Below are 21,574 nucleotides of genomic sequence, written 5' to 3' on the forward strand. Positions count from 1 at the left end.
CGCCCGCGTCAAGCACGCCCGCCTCGACCAGGAAACAACGCCATCATGTCCACCCGTTACCGCACCCTGCTGCTGTTCTGTTCGCTGGCGTTGCTGCCGCTGTCGTTGTCGGCACGCCAGGCCACGCGCCTGGACAGCGACATGCCCAAGACCTTCACGCCGGTCCGCGACAGTTATGACTTCGAGCGCCGCGAGGTCGAGATCCGGATGCGCGACGGGGTCCGGCTGCACACCGTGATCCTGGTGCCCAAGGGCGTGCAACGCGCGCCGATGCTGCTGACGCGCACGCCCTACAACGCCGATGCGATGACCGAGCGCAGCAACAGCAACCAGCTCGAGTCCACGCTCAAGGGCTATGACAACTTCCCCGAGCTGTCGACCGAGTTCGGTTACATCCGCGTGATCCAGGACGTGCGCGGCAAGCATCGCTCGGAGGGCGACTATGTCGTCAACCGCCCGCTGCGCGGACCGCTGAACCCCACCCGCGTCGATCATGCCACCGACACCTGGGACACCGTGGACTGGCTGTCGAAGAACGTGCCCGAGAGCAACGGCAACGTCGGCATCCTCGGCATTTCCTACAACGGCTTCACCGCGGCGATGGGCCTGATCGATCCGCACCCGAAGCTGAAGGTCGCGGTGCCGATGAATCCGATGGTCGACAGCTGGCGCGGCGACGACTGGTTCCACAACGGCGCGTTCCGCCAGATGATGCTGCCCTTCATCTACAACCAGGTCGGCACCAGGGCCGGCAAGCACCGCTGGTGGTCCAGCCACCAGGACCAGTACGACCTCTACCTCGAGGCCGGCTCGGCCGGTGCGCTGGCCAAGGCGCGCGGCATGGAACAGATCGGCTTCTTCCGCAGCCTGCTGCAGCACCCGGCCTATGACGCCTTCTGGCAGGGCCAGGCCGTCGACAAGCTGCTGGCGAGCCGGCCGCTGACGATCCCGGTGATGCTGGTGCACAGCCAGTGGGACCAGGAAGACATCTACGGAGACATGGCGATCTATGACGCGCTCGAGCCCAAGGACACCGGCAACGACAAGGTGTTCCTGGTCATCGGCCCGTGGAACCACGGCGGTCAGCAGGAACGCGCCAGCAACCTGGGCGCGATCGAGTTCGGTATCGATACCGCGCGCACCTTCCGTCGCGAGATCCTGCGCCCCTTCCTCGACCAGTACCTCAAGGACGATGCGCCCAAGGCCGACATCGCACCGGTCACCGCGTTCCGCACCGGCGACAACCAGTGGGACCGACTGCCGGCGTGGCCGGCCGGTTGCGCCAGCGGTTGTAGCGTGCAGCAGCGCCCGATCTACCTGCAGGCCAATGCCGGCCTGGGCTTCCAGGCCCCGGCGACGGCTAGCGAGGCCGAGTATGTGTCCGACCCGGCCAAACCGGTGCCGTTCACGTCGCGACCGGTGCAGCCGATCGGTGGCGACCAGTGGCCGAAGTGGCTGGTCGACGACCAGCGCGAAGCCGCAAGCCGCACCGACGTGCTGACCTTCGTCTCCGAGCCGCTGACCGAACCCCTGCAGATCAGCGGCCCACCGCAGGTCGCGCTGACACTGTCGACCAACGGTAGCGATGGCGATTTCGTCGTCAAGCTCATCGACGTCCATCCGGCGCTGGTGCCCGAACAACCGGAGATGGGCGGCTATCAGATGATGCTGTCGGCCGACATCCTGCGCGGCCGCTATCGCGAGAGCTTCGAGCATCCCTCGCCGATCCCGCCCAATACGCCGATCGCGATCCGCTACGCGTTGCCGCATGTGCACCACACCTTCCTGCGTGGCCATCGGGTCATGGTGCAGGTGCAGTCGAGCTGGTTCCCGCTGTACGACCGCAATCCGCAGACCTATGTCGACAACATCTTCCTGGCGCAGCCGGGCGACTACCGCAAGGCGACGATCAAGCTGGCGATCGGCGGCGCCCAGGGCAGCGCGGTCGTGCTGCCGGTGGTGGCCAAGACGACGCCATGAGTCGTCGCGGTATGCGTCTTCGCGACCTGTCCCGGAACATCCGGGCCATTGCCGCAGGCCTGCCGTCCGCGCGCACGCCTAGCACAGCCTGCTCCGGCGTGCTGCGTCGTACGCTCGGCATCGCCGTGGCCGGCCTGCTGCTGGCCGGCCACGGCAGGCATGGCGTGGCCGGGGAGCATGCGCCTGGAGAGCGCGCGCCTGACACGCGCGCCATTGAACGCCGCGCGATCGATCCCGGTGCCGACGCCGGGATCGACCTGCGATCGCGCTACCAGCATGCGGCGCAATACCTGCCGTGGATGATCACTCGCCACGTTCGCGGCATGCGCCTGCAACCGCAATGGAGCGCCGATGGACGCGTCCTGCGTTACGCCTGGGACATTCCGTCGACGGGCGATGACGCCGGCGAGCGGTCGACTCGGAGCCCGCCCGATGAGAGCCTGTCCGATGAAAGCCTGCCCTATCAGAGCGTGCAATACGAAGTCGCCCTGGAGACCGGCGAGAAAACCCTGTCGACGGCGCCACCCGCACAGACCGCAGCACCCGCGCCGGTACGCAAGCTCGACGATGACATCGTCGTGTCGCCCAACGGTCAATGGGGCGTCCGCGTCGTCGATGGCAACCTGTACCGCGTCGCGCTGACGCAGGACGGCGCCACGCAGCAGACCGCATTGACCACCGATGCCGAGCCCGACCATGTCTACGGCCTGGTGCCGCAATGGACCTCGGCCTCGTTGACCAGCCGCCTCGCGGGCACGCCATCGCGTCCCTACGGCCTCTGGTCGCCGGATGGCCATCGTTTCCTGACCTACCGGGTCGACGAGCGCAAGCTCTACAAGCTGCCGCACGTGGTGCCGCTGGTGCCCGGCGCGCGCCATCAGGTGCCGTACCTGCACCTGCAGAACACCGCCTGGCCCGACAGCGAACACCGGCAGGAAGCCGAACTGATCGTGTTCGACATGCGCAGCGGCACGCGCACCAACCTCGACATCCCCAGGCCCGGTGTCGGTTACTCGCCGACGCCGGAAGGCGGACTGCGCTGGAGCCGCGACGGCAACAGCATCTATGCCGCGCCGGAGACCCGCGACTTCCGCTCGATCACGCTGTACCAGGCCGATGCCGGGACCGGACGCGCCCGCGCGATCCTGTCCGACGGGCCGGCGAAGACCGCGCTGCAGCCCGATATCGATGGTGGCGAGCGCTTCCTGCCGGTCGGCGATGGCGACGAGATCATCGTCTATTCCGAGCGCAGCGACTGGGGCCACTATTACCTCCATGACGGTCGTACCGGCGCGCTGAAACAGGCGCTGACGCAGGGCGAATGGAGCGTGCATGGCGTCGCCCATATCGATACCGAGGGACGCTGGCTGTACTTTCTGGCCGGCGGGCGCGAACCGGGCCACGACCGCTACTATTCGCACCTGTACCGGGTGCGTCTCGACGGCAGCGGACTGACATTGCTGACACCGGAGGATGCGCACCACGAGGTGCAGTTCTCGCCCGATGGCCGCCATTTCATCGACACCGCGTCGACCGTGGCGATGTCCCCCGTGCACACGCTGCGCACAAGCGACGGCACGCGCGCGGTCGCGCTGGGCAAGGCCGATACCCGCGCGCTCGACGCGCTCGGCTGGACCTCGCCGCGACGCTTCAGCGTCAAGGCCGCCGACGGCGTTACCGACCTATACGGCGTGATGTTCCTGCCGTCCGACTTCGACGATACGCGCCGCTACCCGATCATCGACGCGCAGTACGGCGCCAACTTCAGGATCCAGACGCCGCGCAGCTTCCTGCGCGACAGCCTCAATGCGATGGCGCTGTCCCAGCTCGGCTTCGTGGTCATCCATGTCGACGGGCGCGGCACGCCGCTGCGTTCGCAGTCGATGCAGGACCTGGGTTTCGGCCGCTGGGACATCAACCTCGACGACCATGTCGCGGCGATCACGCAACTGGCGCAACGCCATCGTTTCATCGACATCGACCGCGTCGGCATCTACGGGCATTCCGCCGGTGGCTACAGCACCGTGCACGCGATGCTCGAACGCCCCGCGTTCTTCAAGGTCGGCGTGGCCAGTGCCGGCAGCCACGATTTCAACCTGTTCATCTACCCGGTCAACCGCGAGCGCGGCAGGCCGCAGGAATACCCGGCGCATTTCGAACCCACCAACCTGCTGCATGCCGATCGCCTGCAGGGCAAGCTGATGCTCGCGCACGGTTACGTCGACGACAACGTGCATGTCGCCAATACGCTGCAGATGGCCGATGCCCTGATCCGCGCGAACAAGGACTTCGAACTGTTCATCCATCCGTCGCTGAACCACCAGGCCTTCTATCGCAACGGCTATGTCAACCGGAAGATCTGGAACTACTTCGTCGCGCATCTGGCCGGGCAGACCCCGCCTACCGACGTGCGCCTGCCCGACCTTGCCGATGCCACGACGACACCTCCGCGCCCGGCCGCCCCGGCGTCGGCGGCCCGCTGAGCGGCATACCTGTCGCACTGCATGCCCGTCTCACTGCAGGCCTTTGCCGTTGCAGGCTGCTCCGCGCACGGCCCTGACGCGGCGCGACGACGACGCGGGAGGCCCGGATCCGGGCCCTCGATGGTTTTTCAGCATTAGCACGTATTGCGGATGAACGGCCCCGGCGGGAGTCTGGTGGCCGTCCGTGTCGCCACCGACACGTCTTCCAGGAAGACCGCATGTCACTCCGCAATGCCCCGCTGCTGCCGCTCGCGATCGCGATCATGTCCGCGACCGCAGCCCTCTCGGGCTGCAACCGCTCCGGCGACGCGGATGCGTCCGCCTCCATCGGCAGCACGCCGCAATACGACCTGCTGATCCGCAACGGGACCGTCTACGACGGCAGCGGCGGTGCGCCACAGGTCGCCGATGTCGCGATCTCCGCCGATCGCATCGTCGCCATCGGCCGCGCGATCGAAGGCAAGGCGGCACGCGAGATCGACGCCACCGGGCTTGCGGTCGCCCCGGGCTTCATCAACGTGCTGAGCTGGGCCAACGAATCGATGCTCGAGGACGGCCGCGCGCAGAGCGACCTGCGCCAGGGCGTGACCCTGGAAATATTCGGCGAAGGCAGCTCGATGGGTCCGTGGAACGAGCGCATGAAGGCGAACTATGCCGAGGACCGCAAGTCGCCCGCTACCTGGAACACGCTGGGCGAATACCTCGACCTGCTCGCCAGCCGGGGCATCGCACCCAACGTCGCCTCGTTCGTCGGTGCCGCCACGGTCCGTCGCTATGTCCTCGGCGAGGATGACGTCACCCCGGATGCCGCGCAGCTGCAACAGATGCAGGGCCTGGTCCGCGACGCGATGCAGGATGGCGCGCTCGGCGTTGGCTCGTCGCTGATCTACGTGCCGGCCACGTTCGCCAAGACCGATGAATTGACCGCGCTGGCGCAGGTCGCCGGCCAATGCGGTGGCATGTACATCACCCACATGCGCAGCGAGACCGACCATATCCTCGAGGCCGTCGACGAGACCATCCAGATCGCCCGCGACTCCGGTGCGCCGGCCGAGATCTACCATTTGAAGATCGGCGGCAAGGCCAACTGGGACAAGCTCGATCCGGTCGTCGCCCGCATCGATGCCGCGCGCGCCTCGGGCGTGCGCATCACCACCGACATGTATCCCTACCCGGCCTCGGCGACCGGCCTCGACGCCTCGATGCCGCCGTGGGTCCGCGAAGGCGGGTACGACGCCTGGGCCGCACGCCTGCGCGACCCGGCCGTGCGCAAGCGCGTGATCGCGGAAATGCGCGCGCCTGAGAACGATTGGGAAAACCTGTTCCGCGCGGTCGGCGGCCCGCAGAACATGCTGCTGGTGGCGTTCCGCAATCCCGCGCTGCAGCCCCTGGTCGGCAAGACCCTGGCCGAGGTCGCGGCGATGCGCGGCACCAGCGCCGAAGACACCGCGATGGACCTGGTCATCGAAGACGGCACCCGCGTTGGCGTCGCCTACTTCGGCATGTCCGAAGACAACCAGAAGCGGCAGATGCAGCTGCCGTACATGAGCTTCGGTTCCGACGGCCCGGCGATCACTGCAGAGGGCGACAACCTCAAGAGCAATCCGCATCCGCGCGCCTATGGCACGTTCGCGCGCATCCTCGGCCACTACGTCCGCGACGAGAAGGTACTGACGCTGACCGAGGCGATCCACCGCATGACGTCGTTGCCGGCCCAGCACCTGAGCCTGCGCGAGCGCGGATTGTTGCAGAAGGGTTACATGGCCGACGTCGTGGTCTTCGACCCGGCCACGATCAAGGACCACTCGACGTTCGAGGATCCGCACCACTACGCCACCGGCGTCTCGACCGTCGTCATCAACGGCGTGGTCGCGCTCGACAAGGGCGAGCCGACCGGCGCCGCCAGCGGTCGTGTCGTGCATGGCCGCGGCTGGAGCGGATGGCCGGACGGCGGCTGTCGCGCGACGCCGGGCGACTGGACCTGGGCCGACCCGGCCGCCGGCAAGCCCGCGTCCTGACGTACGCCCCCTTCCGTGTACCGCGAGCCACCGCGACACACGGCAACCCGCAGCAACGCCCGTCCACGGTGGACGGTGATCGGGCGTCAATTTCGGCGTTTTCACGGATAGGCGGGCTGCTCCGCATTTCCGAGACTGCGACGCATCGTTCTCCCATCCGCCAGATCCGGTTGCGTCCGGCCTGGCCATTCGACTCCCAGACATGACCTCGACCTCCCCTGCGTCACCTTCCTCGCCGCGCCATGAACTGCGCAAGCCCTATCTGTTGTTCATCGGCGATGTCGACATCCCGTCCAACGCCAAGACCGCGTTCGGCATCCGCGACTGGGCGCCCGACGACGTCACCGGCCAATGGCGCCTGCCCGAGTGCCCGGTCACGCTCGGCCTGCCCGACCTCGATGCCGCTGCCGCCGTCGCTGCCGGTGCGCGCTCGCTGCTGATCGGCGTCGCCCCTCCCGGCGGCCGCATCCCGGCGCACTGGCTGCCTGCCCTGTTGCAGGCCATCGACGCCGGCATGGACATCGTCGCCGGCATGCATACCCGGCTCAACGCGATCCCGCAGCTGGCTGAAGCCGCCGCCAAAAAAGGCGTGCGCCTGATCGACGTGCGCGTGCCGCCGGAGAACCTGCCGATCGCCACCGGCCTCAAGCGCAGCGGCAAGCGCCTGCTGACCGTCGGCAGCGATTGCGCGCTGGGCAAGAAGTACACCGCGCTGGCACTGGCCAAGGCCCTGCAGGCGCGCGGCGTCGATGCCGATTTCCGCGCCAGCGGCCAGACCGGCATCATGATCGCCGGCAACGGCATCCCGCTCGATGCCGTGGTCTCCGACTTCGTCGCCGGTGCCGCCGAATCGCTGTCGCCCGACGCCGCGCCCGAACATTGGGACATCGTCGAAGGCCAGGGCTCGATCATCCACCCGGCCTATGCCGGCGTGACCCTGGGCCTGGTACACGGTTCGCAACCCGATGCGCTGGTGCTGTGCCATGATCCGTCGCGCACGCACATCGGCATGGCGCCGCAGGTCAAGATTCCGTCGCTCGATGTGCTGGCACGCCGCTACATCGAGGCCGCCGAACTGACCAATCCCAACGTCCGTGTCGTCGGCGTCTCGTTGAACACGTCGTCGCTGGACGATGCCGCCGCCGACGCCGCCCTGCGCGAGGCCGAGGCACTGCTCGGCGTGCCCGCGTTCGACCCGATCCGCACTTCCGCTGAACCCATCATCGACAGGCTGCTCTCCGCATGACCCGACTGCACATCGAAAAGAAATCCTGGCCGCTCAAGGAACCCTTCACCATCTCGCGCGGCACCGAGACCTCGTCGGACGTCATCATCGTCCGGCTGGAATCCGATGGCGTGGTCGCGCACGGCGAAGCGGTCGGCGTGGATTACCACGGCGAAACCCTCGACGGCATGATCGCGCAGCTCGAATCGATCCGCGGCCAGATCGAATCCGGCATCGACCGTGACACGCTGCAGCCGCTGCTGCCCGCCGGCGGCGCACGCAATGCGATCGACGCCGCGCTGTGGGACCTCGAGGCCAAGCGTACCGGCGTGCGCGCTTGGCAGCGTGCCGGCGTGCCCAGCGGCGGCCCGATCACCACAGCGATCACCATCGGCATCCGCGACCTCGACGGCTATGCACGCAGCGCACGCGCGCTCGCCGACCACCCGTGGATCAAGATCAAGGTCGCGCAGAACGCACCGCTCGACGCGATCGCCACCGTGCACCGCGAAGCCCCGAACGCCAAGCTCGTGGTCGACCCCAACCAGGCCTGGAGCGTGGCCGAACTGCGCGAGATCGCCCCGCGCTTGGTCGAGCTCGGCGTCAGCCTGCTGGAACAACCGGTGCCGATCGACGGCGACGACGACCTGATCAGCTACACCTCGCCGATCCCGATCTGCGCCGACGAAGCCGCCAACACCGTCGCCGACCTGCCGCACCTGGTCGGTCGCTACCAGTTCGTCAACATCAAGCTCGACAAGACCGGCGGCCTGACCGAGGCGCTGAAGTTCGCGCGCGCGTCGCAGGACGCGGGCCTGCGGCTGATGGTCGGTTGCATGGTCGGCGGCTCGGTGGCGATGGCGCCGTCGATGATCCTGGGCCAGCTGTGCGATGTCTGCGACCTCGACGGCCCGGTGCTGCAGGCCGAGGACTGGCCGGGCGGCATCGTCTACGACAAGGGCGTCATGACGCCGCCGTGGCCGCACTTCTGGGGCTGAGCACCGGCCCGGAACCGGCGCGGTCAGAGCCAGCCAGCCCTGAGCAAGCCTGCTCTGAACAAGCCTGCTCTGAACGGGCCTGCCCTGACCATGCATGCCCTGAACCAGCGCGTCGCGGATCCGTTCCGCGACGCGTGCACCGCAGAACGGCAACACCCCCGGGCATCGCCACCAGCGCGATGCCCTTCCTGCGTCCGCCACCACCACCCCGGAAAGCGCATGTCCTTGACGTCCAGCCTGTTCCGCAAGAAGCCCATCACGTCCCACGAGAACAGCGACACCGGACTCAAACGCAGTCTATCGGCCACCGACCTCACCCTGCTCGGCATCGGCGCCGTCATCGGCGCAGGCATCTTCGTCCTTACCGGCATCAGCGCCGCGACCCAGGCCGGGCCGGCCATCGTGCTGAGTTTCATCTTCGCCGGCTTCGCCTGCGGTTGCGCGGCATTGTCGTATGCCGAACTGGCCAGCAGCGTCGGCGGCTGCGGCAGCGCCTACGGCTACGGCTACGCCAGCCTCGGTGAATTGCCCGCCTGGATCATCGGCTGGATGCTGCTGTGCGAATACATGATTGCGCTGCCGGCCGTCGCCACCGGCTGGTCGGCCTATGCCGTCAGCGGCCTGGCCAGCATGGGCGTCAGCCTGCCCGCCGCGTTGACCGCGGGCCCGCTGGACCTGCACAACCCCGGCATCATCAATCTGCCGGCGGCCCTGATCGTCGTCGTCACCGGCACCCTGCTCGGCTTCGGCACCAAGATCAGCACGACGTTCAACGCGATCATGGTGCTGGTCAAGGTCGCCGCGATCGTGCTGTTCATCGTCATCGCCTCGGGCCACGTGAACCCGGCCAACTGGTCGCCGTTCATCCCGCCGGCCATCATCGATGCCAATGGCGACAGCCACTTCGGTTTCGGCGGCGTGCTGGCCGGTGCCGCCACGATCTTCTTCGCCTACCTGGGCTTCGACTCGGTCGCCACCGCCGCCGACGAAACGCGCAACCCGTCGCGCGACGTGCCGATCGGGCTGATCGGTTCACTGCTGATCTGCACCCTGCTGTATATCTGCGTGGCCGGCCTGCTGACCGGCATCGTCCACTACAGCGAGCTCAACGTCGCCTCGCCGGTGGCCGAAGGCCTGCTGCGGATCGGCAAGGGCTGGGCCGCCGGCCTGGTCTCGATCGGCGCCGTCGCCGGCCTGACCACTGCGATCCTGGCGACCTACTTCGGACTGACCCGCATCCTGCTGGCGATCGCCCGCGATGGCCTGCTGCCCAGCTTCTTCGGCTACGTGCATCCGCGCACGCAGACTCCGCTGGGCGCGGTGATCCTGTCGGGCGTGATCATGACCCTGTTCGCCGGCTTCGTTCCGCTCGGCCGGCTGGCCGAGCTGGCCAACATCGGCACGCTCGGCTGCTTCGTCGTGGTCTGCGCGGCGGTGATGGTGATGCGCAAGACCCAGCCGGACCTGCACCGCCCGTTCCGCACGCCGTTCTCGCCGCTGATCCCGATGCTGGGCGTGCTGTCGTGCGGCTACCTGATGCTGATGCTGGGTAGCCACACCTGGACCGCCTTCGGCATCTGGATGCTGGTCGGCATCGCCGTGTACTTCATCTACAGCCGCCGCCGCAGCCGCATCCACCCGTCGGCCGCGCAGCTGGCCGTCGCGGCTGCCGGCGTCGTCAAGTAAGCCGCACTGCCCTGTCTCGTCTCGTCTCGTCTTCAACGCTCGCACAAGGACCACCCATGAAACTCCGCCTGCTGGGTTGCGTGATCGCCAGTCTGCTTGCCACGCCCGCGATGGCCGTCACCGTGGCGACCTCCGAACAGGCCAAGCGCATCGACACGCTGATGGCGCCCTGGACGCGCAGCGACGCACCGGGTTGCTCGGTCGCGGCGATCCAGGACGGCGAAGTCGTGTTCGAACGCGGCTATGGCATGGCCGAACTCGAGCAGGGCGTCGCCAACCGTCCGGAAACGGTGTTCAACATCGCCTCGATGTCCAAGCAGTTCACCACGCTGTCGCTGGTGCTGCTGACCGAGGACGGCAAGGTCTCGCTCGACGACGACATCCGCAAGTACGTGCCCGAGCTGCCCGACTACGGCGGCACGATCACACTGCGCCAGCTGGCCAACCACACCAGCGGCCTGCGCGACTACCCCGGCCTGCTGGCCCTGTCGGGCTGGAACTGGGTCGATGCGGTCAGCGAGGAGCGCATCCTGTCGCTGATCGCGCGCCAGAAGCGGCTCAACTTCCCGATCGGCAGCGAGTACCTGTACAGCAACACCGGCTACTTCCTGATGATGCTGGTAGTCCAGCGCGTCAGCGGACAGTCGCTTGGCGATTACGCCGATGCGCGGATCTTCAAGCCGCTCGGCATGCTGCATACGCGCTTCTACGATGACCGCACGATGATCATGCCCAACCGGGCAGTCGGCCACCTACGCCGCGACGACGGCAGCGTCGGCATCTGGCGCCCGACCTACGAGATCGTCGGCGATGGCGCCGTGCTGACCACCGTGCAGGACGTGGCGCGCTGGGAGCAGCAGTTCCTGGCGCCCAAGCTCGGCCGCGACCCGGTGCGGGTCATGGCCGACATGACCCGGCACGGCGTGCTGGTCGACGGCAAGCAGATCGACTACGCGCTCGGCATCAGCCATGGCACCTATCGCGGCCTGCCGACGCTGAGCCACTCCGGCGGCATTCCCGGCTATGCGACCAACTTCCTGCGTTTCCCGGCGCAGAAGCTCGCGGTGACCGCGTTGTGCAACCAGGGCGGCATTCCGGCTGCGCGCATCACCCAGGCCGTCGCCGACGTGATGCTGGAAGGCAGGTTCAGCGAAGGCAAGGCGCATACGGTGCCGCTGTCGACCGGCCGCAACAACGACGACGACGATGACGCGCCCGCCAAGCCGCTGAAGTTCACGCCGGCCGGACCACTGTCGGATTACACAGGCGTCTATTACAGCCAGGAACTCGACGCCAACTGGCGTGTCGAGACCATCGACGGCGTGCTGACCGCAACCGTCGGCTACCTGCCGGGCGAATCCCTGAAGGGCGCGGAAGGCGATACCTTCTCCACCGGCGGCAACTACGCCACCAGCCTGGCCTTCAAGCGCGACGGCAGTCGTCGCGTCTCCGGTTTCATACTCGACGTTGGCCGCGTCCGCGCGGTCGAGTTCGTGCGCGTCGAAGCGCCTGCACGCTGAGCTGGAGGACGCAGCGCCGTACGGCGGGTCTCGACCCGTCCTACGGTGTGCGCGGGCACCGAATGCCCGGCCTTCGAAGCTGCCCGCTCAGTCCTTCGGTAGCCCCTCGGCGCGGCGCAGGTATTGCTGGTACAGCCGCATGTGGTGGTTGTTGGCGAGGTCGACCTCGACGCCATCGATCCACGCCCGCTCGACCAGGCTGCGGATGTCGAGGGTGTCGCCATCGGTGACGAACAATGTCGCCGCCTTGCCTGGCCTGAGCGAGCCCAGCCGCTTGTCGATGCCGAGGATCTGCGCCGGCGCCAGCGTCAATGCCCGCAGCGCGGCATCGTCGCCCAACCCATAGGCGGCATAGGTCGCGGCCTGGTACGGCAGGTTGTCGGTCCGCGTCGCCCCCAGGTTGCCGTCATTGGCGATCGCAACGATCACGCCGGCTGCCGCGAGCTTGCCGGCATTCGCATAGACGCTGTCGTAGCGCTCCCAGCGTCGCGACACGCCCCTTCCATGCGCGCTGCCGACGATGACCGGCACGCGCGCGGCGGCAATCTCCGGCGCCACGCGCCAGCCCTCGGCCGCACCGACCAGGACCGCCCGCAGCTTGTGCCTGTGCACGAACGCCAGCGCCTGGCGGATATCGGCCGCGTCGTCGACATGGATCATCAGCGGCAGTTGCCGCTGCAGCATCGGCTGCAGCGACTGCAGGCGAAGGGCATCGCTGGTACCCGCCCCGCCCGGCGACGAGGGACGATAGACGCGCGCATCGGCGAAGGTCTGCTCCAGCAGTTGCAATGGCTCCGGGCTGGCCGGCCAGCGCAGGTGCAATGCGACGCGCTCGACCAGCGTCATCTCCTCGCCGGTCCAGCCCTGCGGCTTCATCAGCGACGAATGGCCGACGATCAGGCCCTCGCCCTTGGCCTGCGGCACGATCAACGCCGTCAGCACGCCATTCGCGCGCGCCACATTCCAGGCTTCGGCATTGGCATTGATCGCCACGTCGGCCGACAGCGTCTGGTTCAGCGTGCCGATCTCGGCGAAGTCGTGGGATGCCGGCACCGCGCCGATCTCGAACAGGCCCAGGATGCTGTTGGCATCGATCAGCCCGGGATAGATCCGCTTGCCCGCCAGGTCGATCCGGGTCGTGCCGTCAGGCGCCTGGAGATGCGTACCGATGGCGACGATACGGTCGTCCTGCAGAAGGATCTGCCCGCCACGGATGATGCCGTCTTCGACCGTGTACAGGTCGGCACCGGACAGCAGGACCTGTCCAGCGGCCATGGCCGGCGGTGCCGCCAGGACCAGCGTCCCGGCCAGCGCCCAGGCCCAGCACCGTTGCAACGCATGCATGCGCATCATTCCTCACCTCCGGCCGTGCGGGCGCGGACTTTTGCGATCAGACGCGCGCGTGCGCGGTCGATGCGTAGCTGTTCGGCCAGATCGGATGCCACGTCGAAATAGCGACGACCATCGATCCAGGTCTGCTGCGGCACCGCGCGCGTCGACAGCGGCGCATCGCTCCACAGCACGAAGTCCGCGTCCTTGCCCACTTCCAGCGAGCCGATGCGGTCGTCGACGCGCAACTGGCGCGCCGGATTGCGCGTGACCAGGTCCAGCGCCTCGATCTCGCTGAGGCCGCCGAAGCGCACTGCCCGTGCGGCGGCGTGGTTCAGGCGCACGACGCCGCCGGTGGAGTCCGAATTGAGGCTGACCACCACGCCCTGTCGTTGCAGCAGGGCCATCGCATACGGGGTGCCGTCGGCCGCTTCCATCTTGGTGCCCCAGTAGTCGGCGAACGTCGATGCGCCTGCGCCGGCCGCGGCCAGTTCCGGCGCGATCTTGTAGGCCTCTGCGGCGTGCTGGAACACCGGCACGATGCCGTACTCGCGCGCCAGTCGCAGGAAGCCCAGCATCTCGTCCTGCCGGTAGCTGTGAATATGCGCGATGCTGCGGCCGGACAGGACGTCGGCGACACCTTCCAGGCGCAGGTCACGCCGCCATGGCGCGGCGTCCGGCGTGGACGCCGCCGCAGAGGCCCCCGCGGTGTACGCACGCGCGGACGCGAAGGCATCGCGCAGCACGTCCTGCACGCCCATCCGCGTCAACGGAAAGCGCTTGCCGCTGCCCCAGTTCGACTGCTTGGCGTTCTCGCCGAGCGCGAACTTCATCGACGCAGGCGCATCGGCCAGCCTCAAGCCTTCGCCATCGCTGCCCCAGCGCAGCTTGATCAACTGGGCCTGGCCGCCGATCGGGTTGGCAGAGCCCTGCAGCAGCTGCACCGAGGTCACGCCGTCGCTGAGCTGGCGATAGATGCTGATGTCGCCGGGATCGAGCATGTCCTGCGTCCGCACCTCGGCGGTGACCACGTCGGACGCTTCGGTGAAGGCACGCCCGCGGTTCTGTGCGATATGCGAATGCGCATCGATGATGCCAGGCGCCAGGTGCAGGCCACGCGCGTCGATCTCGACGGCCCCTGCCGGCGCCTGCAGTCCCTGGCCCAGTGCGCGGATGCGACCACGTTCGACCAACATGTCGGCCTCCCGCAGCACGCCCTGCGGGCCCTGGGTCCAGATCGTCGCATGCCGCACCAGCAGCGCTTCAGGCTGCTCGGGCAGCCCGGTGCGGCCATGCACGCCGGCCGGGAAACGCGGCAGTTGCAGGGACGCCGGCAACACCGTGTCGGCGACAGTCGCCTCGGCGGACTCGATGGGCTGACGTTCAACGGGCTGACGTTCAGCGGGCTGAGGCTCGATGGCATGCCGCACGCCATCGATCCAGACCTCATGGATCCGCGCCTGCGGCGAGCGGAACAGATCGGCGTCGGCCACCACGAACTGCGCCCGCAGCCCTGGTGCCAACGCACCCACCTCGGTGTCGATGCCGAGCATCGCCGCCGGCGCCGTCGTCAGTGCCGCGAGCGCGGCCTGCTCGTCGAGTCCATGGCGGACGGCGTCGCGCAACCTCGGCCAGAACACGTCCTCGGCCTTGGCCAGGCCTGCCGCACTCAGGCTGAAACGCACGCCGGCGGCAGCCAGCACGCCGGCGTTGTACGGCGCGGCCTCCCAGTGCTCGAGATCCTCCAACGCGGCATCCAGTGCGACATCGTCGTTCGATACATCGGGCGCCTCCGGCCACAGCAACGGCACGATGACGCCGCCGCTGCGTTTGAGCGCGGCGACATGGCGATACTCGTAGCCGTTGCCCATGACGATCCAGCGCAGCCCGAACTCGTCGGCGACCCTTTGCGCGCGTTCGGCATCGAGTTCGCCGGGCGCCTGGAAGATCACCGGCTGGGTTCCGGCAACGACCGCTTCCAGCGCCGTCAATGCCGGCTCGGGCGCTATCGCCTGCCGCCGCGCGCGCGCGGGCGCCGCCATCTGCCAGGCCTGGTATCGCCGCTGCCAGTCCGCATCCATCAGGGTCTGCCGCACCAGCGCCGTGGCACCACCGGGGAACACCGGATAGCGTTCGCTCTGGACCGGATTGGTCTCGAACGCCAGCACCTGCGCCACACGCGCCGCGACCACCAGCTGGGCCGTCCCGGCCGCGTCCGCCGTGCTCAACAGCGTGGCCTGGCCGCGGAAGCTCCCGGCCCTGGGTTGCGACAGCACGCTGGTGAAACCGAGCCGGCGCAGGCTTGCCGCCCGAGCCGCGTCCGGACGCAAGCGCTGCTGCGGATCGTTGTCCGGAAACACCTTGCTGTTGGCGTGCGTCGGTGCAGGCGCGGGCGCCGCTCCCGGCGAAGGGGTCGACGCCTGCGGGTCGTCGCCCTCGGCCGGCTGTCCATAGTCGCTCTGCGCGTCGATGAAGCCGGCAAAGATCGTCCTGCCTCCCACATCGCTGACGACCGCATCGGCCGGCACCGCCACCGTCGCCCCGACGGCGACGATGCGGCCATCGCGCACCAGCAGGGTCCCGCGTTCCAGTGTCGTGCCGGGCGTCAGGACGAGGCGCGCGTTGGTCAATGCGTGGACGGCATGTTCTGCGCGGACGCCGGCGTGTGTTCCGGCGTGCACGGCTCGATCCATGGTCGAGGATGGCGCCACCGATTGTGCGATCGCCCACGAGGACGCCGACAGGCAGGCCACTGCGATCAGTGCCGCCAGCCACCGGTGCGGGATGTGCATGCTCAGAACTTCCCGCGCAGGCTGACGACGACGTTGCGGGGCTCGCCGTAGTAGTTGCCCGACGCCAGCGCGCCGAGGCCGCGATAGTAGGTGCGGTCGAACAGGTTGTTGGCATTGACCGCCATCGACCAGGCGTCGTCGATGCGGTAGTTCAGCATCGCGTTGACAACCGCGTAGCCGCCCTGCACGAACTGGAACGGGATCAGCTCGCCATCGAACAGGCCGCTGTCCGCGTTGTAGGCACGCAAGGTGCCGCTGACGAAGCGCTCGCTCTGCGCGGTGAAGCCGGCGCCCACCGACAACCGGTCGCTGGTGCCCGGCACCTTCCAGGTGCTCCAGACCTTCAGCAGGTGGCGCGGCGCCAGCGACAGGAAGCTGGTGCCGGCACGCTTGTTCTCGTTCTCGTTGTAGGTATAGCCGGCCGACAGCGACCAGCCCGGACGCAGTTCGCCGAACATCTCGAACTCCGCGCCCTGGCTCAACACTTCACCGAGCGCGATGTAACAGCAGTTGCCGGTGTAGTCGCCGCCGGTGCTTGGTGGATAGTTGAAGTCACGCTCGGCTTCGCCCTTTCGCTCGGTGCGATACAACGCGAACGACAGGCCCATCTTGCGGTCGCGCAGCTCGGCCTTGGCGCCGACCTCGTAGTTGCGGCCGGTCATCGGATCGAGCGTGGTCCCCGGCTGCGGACCGGCCAGGTAGCTGGCCTGGGTCCGGTAGATCTCGGTGACGCTGCCGTACATGGTCCAGTTGTCGTTGAAGTCGTACAGCGCGCCGGCATAGGGATTGAAGATGCCGTCCTCCTTGTAGCCGGTGGCGCCCGTGGAGAGCACGGCGCCGGCCGGGCTGAACGTCTTCGATGGACGATAGAAGTCGTAGTTGAAGTAACGGCCACCGACGATCAGGCGCAGCGGCTCGCTGACCTGCAGCTGCAGCTTGCCGTAGACGCCTTCCTGGCGCGTCATGTTGTTGCCGGTCGCGGAGGTATAGATCTGCGTCGGGCGCGGGATCGAGCCTGGATCGAAATCGAAGATGTCGACCATCGGTCCGTAGGTGGCGCCGTTCCAGGTCAAGCTCATCGGCGAACTGATGTTGTCCAGACGCTGTACGTCGGCGCCCAGCAACACGCTGTGCTGGCGACCGAACAGATCGAACTTGCCTTGGACGCTGACGTCGTAGATCGTGCGCTTGGAGTCGTAGTTGTAGCCGCTGCCCTGTGCCCTGCCCTGCGTGCTGCCGGGCGCAATGCCCGGATTGAAGTTCTGGTCGTAGCCGTAGGCGGCGCCGCTGATGGTGTAGACCGCGGACTCGCCGCGCGTTGCGCTGGCGGCCAGCATCCAGCGTTCGCCGAACGCATGCTCGACGCGCAGGAAGTATTCCTTTGCACTGGAGTTCCAGGTGCTCCAGTCGGCGGTCAGCGCGGTCGAGCGCGCAATACCCAGCGCCTCGCCCGTCGCGTAGCGCGGCAGGCCGGCCTGCCACGGCAGCTGGTCGCTTTTTTCCTTGCTTGCGCCGGCAATGACCACGGTACGATCGCCGATGTCGGCCTCGATGGTGCCGTAGAAGAAGCTGCCCTGGTCCTTGGCTGTGTCGTAGTAGAACTCGCGGTCGTAAAGGTTGACGACGAAGCGCCCGCGCACGCGGCCATCCAGCGCCAGCGGGCTGCTGACGTCGACCTGCGTGCTGAAGCTGTCCCAGCGGCTGGCGGACAGGTCGACCAGCAGCTGCGGCGTCGCGCGTGCGCGCTTGCGCGCCAGGTTGACGGTACCGCCGGGGTCGCCATTACCGGCAAACAGGCCGTCGGCACCGCGCAGCACTTCGACCTGCTCGTACATCGCCAGGTTCGGATTGAAGTAGTAGCTGCGACCGACGTCGATCGAGGTACCGTCGACCTGCATGTTGGTGATCGCGAAACCGCGCGAGTAGTAGCTGTTGGGACGGCCGAAGAAGTCGTTCTCGACGGTTACACCCGGCGCCTGCGCCAGGACCTCGCTGACTGTGACCAGCTTCTGCTCCTCGATGCGCTGCTGGGTCATGATCGTCACCGCCTGCGGCGTATCGCGCAGGGTCTCGCCGCGCTTCATCATCGACAGCGTGTCGAGCAGGCGGCCGACTACCTTGACCTCGCCCAGCGTCGTCGCATCGCCAGCCGGCGCGGTCGCGGCACCTGCTTCGACGACGACGAACACGCCCTCGCTGCGCTCGGTGACCTGCAACCCCGACCCCGCCAACAACCGCTGCAGCGCCTGGCGCGTGGTCAGCGACCCCTTGACCGACGGGGCGGCATGCGCCTCGGCCGTGGCGCTGGAGAAGATGATCTGCGCGCCGGTCTGTGCGGCCAGCGCATTCAAGGCACGGTCGAGGCGCTGCGGGGCGATGTCGATCGCCGAGGGGGCCTGCGCCATCACGGCGGCACTGAGCAGCAAGCCTGCCATCAGCGCCAGAGGGCGGCGGCGGAACGGGGAACGGGTGCGGGGCATGAACGGCTTCCGGTACGGGGTCCTGATAAGCCGAATGGCGCGGGCACGATGTTGATGTCACCAGCGAAATATTTTTCCGATGCCGGCACGGGCTGCCGGCACAAGCGGTACAGGTGGGATGGGCGGGACCGGCCATACGGCCGACCGGCGCTTGACTGCAGTATGGGACTACTGCCTGGCGACGATGTCCACGCTGCCATCGTCGTTGCGTACCACCTGCACCGGCAGGATGCTCGGCAAGGCATCGAGCACCGTCTCGACGTTGCCCAGCTCCACCTGCGCCGACACCCGCAGGTCGCCGACGTCGGGCGCGGAGATGCGGATCGGTTCGGCACGATAGCGCTGGAGTTCGCTGACGGCCTGCGACAGCGGGACGGCATCGAACACCAGCCGCCCCTGCGACCACGCCAGCGCGTGTTGCGACAGCGGCAGCTGCCGGGTATCGCCGTGCGACGCGATATCCACCCGCTGTCCCGATGCCACCAGCAAGGAGGGTTCGGCCTGGCGCGCATCGGCACGATCTGCCGCCGTGGTGCCGGCAGGCGCGACCTGGAAGGTGGTGGGGGCATGGATGCGCACCGCGCCTTCCAGTACCTGCACGCGCAGTTCGCCCGACTCGCGACGGACGCTGAAGACCGTGCCGATGTCCTCGATCCGCGCATCGCCGGCATGGACCTCGAAACGCCGCCACGCCGAGGGCGCGACATCGAACAGCGCCTCGCCTTCGAGCAGCACTAGCCTGCGCGAGCGCAGCCGCCATTCGACGCGCAGTTCGCTGCCGGTATCCAGGGTCAGGCGGCTGCCATCGTCGAGCACCCAGTCGCCGGTGTCGCCAATGTCTGTCCGGAACTGTTCGCTGCGGTAGGCCGGATCGGCGACCCATCCAACTGCGGCGACGACGGCCAACGCCAGTGCGGTCACGCCATGGCGCAGGCGGCGACGGCGACGGGCCGCGCCATAGATCGCGTCCGGCGACGGGTATTGCGTCCGCAGGGCGTCCAGGTAGGGCGACAACGGATCAGGCGGGGGCGTCTTGGTCATGGCACTCGCCCATCGTGGTCCAGTAAACGGCGCAGGTCCTGCATCGCGCGCATGACGTGCCGGGCGACCATGTTACGGGAAATGCCCAGCCGTGCCGCGATCTCTTCCTGCGGCACCTCATGCAACTTGTGCAGGATGAAGACATCGCGGCAACGTGGCGGCAGGCCATCGATGACCAGCGAGATCGACGCCAGCATCTGTCCGTGCGCGGTGGCCTGCTCGGGTGTGCGCGCCGGTGCCGCGTCCAGCAGGTCCTCGCCTGCGCTTTCGATCAGGCGCTCGCGGCCGGCATCGATGCGATGCCGGTCGATCGCCAGATCCACCGAGACGCGCTGCAGGAAGGCCTGCGGCGAATGCACCTCGTGCACCGGTGGCGCCACCAGCAGGCGCTCGCAGACATCGTGGATCACGTCATAGGCGGCGTCATGGTCGCCGAAACGGCGGCGCAGTCGCCCCACCAGCGTGTCGTATTGCTCGACCAGTGCGTCGACCAGCAGATTGCCTTCGGACCTGTCCAGGGGGGACTCTCAAGGGGGGCGGATGGGGGCGAACACAACCGCAATGCGATCGTCATGCGATCGACGCCTGGCTCGCACGACCGGATCCCTTCACATTCCGGTCGCGACACGCTGGACATTGCAATTCCGTGACACCTGGCCGCCATCATTACCACGGCCACCGCCCTGGCTCATCCGTATTCTTACCCGAAACACGCCGCCCGGCAGCAATTCCGTGGGCCGGGTCTCGACCCGCGCGACCACAACATCATGAGCCGCCACATACCGCGGCTGAGGCACGTGTCTGCGATCGGGCGCTTTGGGTTTGAGAGTGGACGCAAGAACAATGGCGAGTCGAGACCCGCCATACAAAAGGCCGGGCATTGAATGCCCGGCCTTCGGAGACCTGCCTCCCTCTGCTGCGTCATCGACCGCCGGTCATGCGCGATGTCGACGCCAGCGGCGCATGCCTCAGGCCGATTCGAAGCCCTGCAGCACGCCGGCGACGTTCTCGCCGATGCCGCCGGTGGCGTAGCCGCCTTCCATCAGCAGCACCGTCGGCAGGCCGAGCGCGGCGATGCGCTGGCCGATCAGCGGGAACTGCGAACGCTTGACGCGGAAGCGCGAGATCGGATCGTCCTCGGAGGTGTCCACGCCCAGCGACACCACGCAGTACTGCGGCGCGAAATCGGTCACGGCCTGGCAGGCGGTTTCCAGCGCCTGCGACCACTGCGCCCACTCGGTGCCCGCCGGCAGCGGCAGGTTGAGGTTGTAGCCCTCGCCTTCGCCACGGCCACGCTCGTCGGCATGGCCGAGGAAGTACGGATACTCGGTCGCCGGGTCGCCATGAATCGAGGCGAACAGCACGTCGGCGCGGTCGTAGAAGATCGACTGCGTGCCGTTGCCGTGATGGTAGTCGACGTCGAGGATCGCGACGCGCTCGGCGCCGTGGTCGCGCAGGTACTGGGCGACGATCGCGGCATTGTTGAGATAGCAATAACCGCCGTAGTAGTCACGGGCGGCATGGTGGCCCGGCGGACGGCACAGGCCGAACGCGGCGCGATCGCCCTGCAGCACCTCGCGCGCGGCGGTCAGGGCGATGTCGACGCCATCGGTGATCGCATCCCAGGTGCCGGCCGTGATCGCGGTGCTGATGTCATATGAATAATGCCCCAGGCGACCATCCAGGCAGTCGGGGATGCGGTCGTTGCGCAGGTCGCGGATCGGCCAGGCCATCGGCAGCGCGTCGCCGGGACGGCCGGCGGCCTTCCACTCGGCATAGGCGCCGCGCAGGAAGGCCACGTAGGCGGCATCGTGGACGCGCAGCAGCGGCGCCTCGCCGAAGGCCTGCGGCGGCAGCACGGGCCCGAGGCCCTGCTCGCGCAGCGTCGCGATGACGCGCTGCGCCCGGTCGGGGCTCTCGTAGGCGTCGACCATCGCGCCGCGGTTGAATTCGGCCACGGCGTGATGCCGCTCATGGGTCTGGGAATGGATGATCTTCATTGCGGAAGCGATGTCCTGTCGG

At 67.9% G+C, this 21,574-nt stretch carries 13 protein-coding genes; 7 read left to right on the forward strand and 6 right to left on the reverse strand.

Going from position 1 to position 21,574, the window contains the following annotated elements:
* Positions 1-45 precede the first annotated feature (45 nt).
* The 7 genes from ACYX7E_RS13665 (at position 46) to ACYX7E_RS13695 (ending at position 11,910) form a co-directional block, all read left to right on the forward strand.
* A complete protein-coding gene (locus ACYX7E_RS13665; RefSeq protein ID WP_462081137.1) occupies positions 46-1,980 on the forward strand; it encodes a CocE/NonD family hydrolase in 1,935 nt (644 codons plus the stop codon).
* Positions 1,977-4,463, forward strand: a complete 2,487-nt coding sequence (locus ACYX7E_RS13670; RefSeq protein ID WP_462081138.1) for a S9 family peptidase — start codon at positions 1,977-1,979, stop codon at positions 4,461-4,463. Before ACYX7E_RS13665 ends, ACYX7E_RS13670 begins: the two co-directional genes overlap by 4 nt.
* 218 nt (positions 4,464-4,681) lie before the next feature.
* Entirely contained in the window at positions 4,682-6,481 is a 1,800-nt protein-coding gene (locus ACYX7E_RS13675) for an N-acyl-D-amino-acid deacylase family protein (protein WP_462081139.1), read from the forward strand.
* 202 nt (positions 6,482-6,683) lie between these two features.
* A complete protein-coding gene (locus tag ACYX7E_RS13680; RefSeq protein WP_462081140.1) occupies positions 6,684-7,727 on the forward strand; it encodes a DUF1611 domain-containing protein in 1,044 nt (347 codons plus the stop codon).
* Positions 7,724-8,704, forward strand: coding sequence for an N-acetyl-D-Glu racemase DgcA (dgcA, locus tag ACYX7E_RS13685; RefSeq protein WP_462081141.1), 981 nt, complete (start codon positions 7,724-7,726; stop codon positions 8,702-8,704). Before ACYX7E_RS13680 ends, dgcA begins: the two co-directional genes overlap by 4 nt.
* Positions 8,705-8,923: 219 nt before the next feature.
* A complete protein-coding gene (locus ACYX7E_RS13690) occupies positions 8,924-10,390 on the forward strand; it encodes an amino acid permease (protein WP_462081142.1) in 1,467 nt (488 codons plus the stop codon).
* Between the two features lie 56 nt (positions 10,391-10,446).
* On the forward strand, positions 10,447-11,910 hold the full coding sequence (locus tag ACYX7E_RS13695) for a serine hydrolase domain-containing protein (RefSeq protein WP_462081143.1): 1,464 nt from the start codon (positions 10,447-10,449) through the stop codon (positions 11,908-11,910).
* A gap of 87 nt (positions 11,911-11,997) precedes the next feature.
* On the opposite strand, the gene ACYX7E_RS13700 is transcribed toward ACYX7E_RS13695, so the two are convergent.
* From ACYX7E_RS13700 to ACYX7E_RS13725, 6 genes are all read right to left on the reverse strand, one after another.
* Positions 11,998-13,254, reverse strand: a complete 1,257-nt coding sequence (locus ACYX7E_RS13700; RefSeq protein ID WP_462081144.1) for an amidohydrolase family protein — start codon at positions 13,252-13,254, stop codon at positions 11,998-12,000.
* A gap of 5 nt (positions 13,255-13,259) precedes the next feature.
* Positions 13,260-15,920: an amidohydrolase family protein gene (locus ACYX7E_RS13705; RefSeq protein WP_462081145.1), complete on the reverse strand. Its 2,661-nt coding sequence runs from the start codon at positions 15,918-15,920 to the stop codon at positions 13,260-13,262.
* 113 nt (positions 15,921-16,033) lie between these two features.
* Positions 16,034-18,511 carry a TonB-dependent siderophore receptor gene (locus ACYX7E_RS13710; protein WP_462081146.1) on the reverse strand — a complete coding sequence of 826 codons (2,478 nt, stop codon included), beginning with the start codon at positions 18,509-18,511 and terminating at the stop codon, positions 16,034-16,036.
* Positions 18,512-18,679: 168 nt separating this feature from the next.
* On the reverse strand, positions 18,680-19,552 hold the full coding sequence (locus ACYX7E_RS13715) for a FecR family protein (RefSeq protein ID WP_462081147.1): 873 nt from the start codon (positions 19,550-19,552) through the stop codon (positions 18,680-18,682).
* A complete protein-coding gene (locus tag ACYX7E_RS13720) occupies positions 19,549-20,070 on the reverse strand; it encodes an RNA polymerase sigma factor (protein WP_462081158.1) in 522 nt (173 codons plus the stop codon). Before ACYX7E_RS13720 ends, ACYX7E_RS13715 begins: the two co-directional genes overlap by 4 nt.
* 450 nt (positions 20,071-20,520) lie before the next feature.
* Entirely contained in the window at positions 20,521-21,552 is a 1,032-nt protein-coding gene (locus ACYX7E_RS13725; RefSeq protein WP_462081148.1) for a histone deacetylase family protein, read from the reverse strand.
* Between the last annotated feature and the right edge of the window lie 22 nt (positions 21,553-21,574).

It is taken from the genome of Luteimonas sp. RIT-PG2_3, assembly GCF_054902115.1.

What these genes read in the sequence shown, in the direction of transcription:
- ACYX7E_RS13665 (WP_462081137.1), top strand. Translation starts at nt 46, where the DNA reads ATGTCCACCCGTTACCGCACCCTGCTGCTGTTCTGTTCGCTGGCGTTG.
- ACYX7E_RS13670 (WP_462081138.1), top strand. Translation starts at nt 1,977, where the DNA reads ATGAGTCGTCGCGGTATGCGTCTTCGCGACCTGTCCCGGAACATCCGG.
- ACYX7E_RS13675 (WP_462081139.1), top strand. Translation starts at nt 4,682, where the DNA reads ATGTCACTCCGCAATGCCCCGCTGCTGCCGCTCGCGATCGCGATCATG.
- ACYX7E_RS13680 (WP_462081140.1), top strand. Translation starts at nt 6,684, where the DNA reads ATGACCTCGACCTCCCCTGCGTCACCTTCCTCGCCGCGCCATGAACTG.
- dgcA (WP_462081141.1), top strand. Translation starts at nt 7,724, where the DNA reads ATGACCCGACTGCACATCGAAAAGAAATCCTGGCCGCTCAAGGAACCC.
- ACYX7E_RS13690 (WP_462081142.1), top strand. Translation starts at nt 8,924, where the DNA reads ATGTCCTTGACGTCCAGCCTGTTCCGCAAGAAGCCCATCACGTCCCAC.
- ACYX7E_RS13695 (WP_462081143.1), top strand. Translation starts at nt 10,447, where the DNA reads ATGAAACTCCGCCTGCTGGGTTGCGTGATCGCCAGTCTGCTTGCCACG.
- ACYX7E_RS13700 (WP_462081144.1), bottom strand. Translation starts at nt 13,254, where the DNA reads ATGCATGCGTTGCAACGGTGCTGGGCCTGGGCGCTGGCCGGGACGCTG.
- ACYX7E_RS13710 (WP_462081146.1), bottom strand. Translation starts at nt 18,511, where the DNA reads ATGCCCCGCACCCGTTCCCCGTTCCGCCGCCGCCCTCTGGCGCTGATG.
- ACYX7E_RS13715 (WP_462081147.1), bottom strand. Translation starts at nt 19,552, where the DNA reads ATGACCAAGACGCCCCCGCCTGATCCGTTGTCGCCCTACCTGGACGCC.
- ACYX7E_RS13725 (WP_462081148.1), bottom strand. Translation starts at nt 21,552, where the DNA reads ATGAAGATCATCCATTCCCAGACCCATGAGCGGCATCACGCCGTGGCC.